Below are 863 nucleotides of genomic sequence, written 5' to 3'. Positions count from 1 at the left end.
CTTTATTATGGTAATTATTTGTACACAGTTCATTTTTAAACCTTGTAGAAATATAATTAAAAGTACCTTGAACAAAGATTTGAGTTTAATGAAAACAACTCATTATTTAATAAGATATCCAATCAAACTAGTTCAGATCATTGCAGACTTGTCCGATTTCCCAGGAAAGGCAAGCGAAACTATTAAAATAATGGCAAGGTATTGCTCGTACGATAAGAGAAAAAGACCTAATTACCAGCAAGATTTAGAAATGATTTTGCTTTAAGTTAACGCGTATGCCCTCCGGGACTCTTTTTGGAGGGGGCATTTTTGCTCCCGGTGTTAAAACACCGGGTTACCATATTTCGCCCCTCTCGGGCTTTTTTTGCTGTCCGCACAAAATCTTCTACAGTCATATTCCGCACTGATCCCGATGCTCATCGAGGAGTTACTGTTCACTGAAAACCGAGCACTGAACCCTAAAAAGTCTTGGTTCTTGGTTCTTGACTCTTGGCTCTTGAGTCTAAAAAAATCCTACTTTTGAAAGGTGAACAAAAAAGCTGCATTAATTCTTGCCCTGTTCCTGCCGGTTCAATTGATTCTGATAAGAATATTGAGCGGGTATCCCAATTTCGTTGAACGCTGGTACAGCAACGGGATCTATCCTTTCACCTCTGCCCTGCTGCGAAAAGGTTTGGGATTTATACCTTTTTCGCTGGGGGATCTTTTGTACGCTCTGCTGGTGGTCATGTTGATTAGATGGTTTGCTCTTCGGGTGCAGCAGCGGTTCAGAGAGCCAAAGCGTTGGATCATCAACGGGATCGCCGTTCTTTCGCTGGTTTACTTTTGCTTCAATTTGTTCTGGGGATTTAATTATTACCGGC

At 41.1% G+C, this 863-nt stretch carries 2 protein-coding genes; both read left to right on the top strand.

Going from position 1 to position 863, the window contains the following annotated elements:
- Positions 1-265: hypothetical protein (locus HC175_RS23895; RefSeq protein WP_209310010.1), on the top strand; the 265-nt coding region annotated here is incomplete at its 5' end.
- Between the two features lie 261 nt (positions 266-526).
- Positions 527-863, top strand: a 337-nt coding sequence (locus HC175_RS24710) for a DUF3810 family protein (RefSeq protein WP_168139350.1), incomplete at its 3' end; no start/stop codon positions are given.

This window comes from Salinimicrobium oceani, assembly GCF_012037645.1.
The sequence above is the reverse complement of the archived record's forward strand: the minus strand, read 5'-3'. Positions and strand labels throughout refer to the sequence as shown.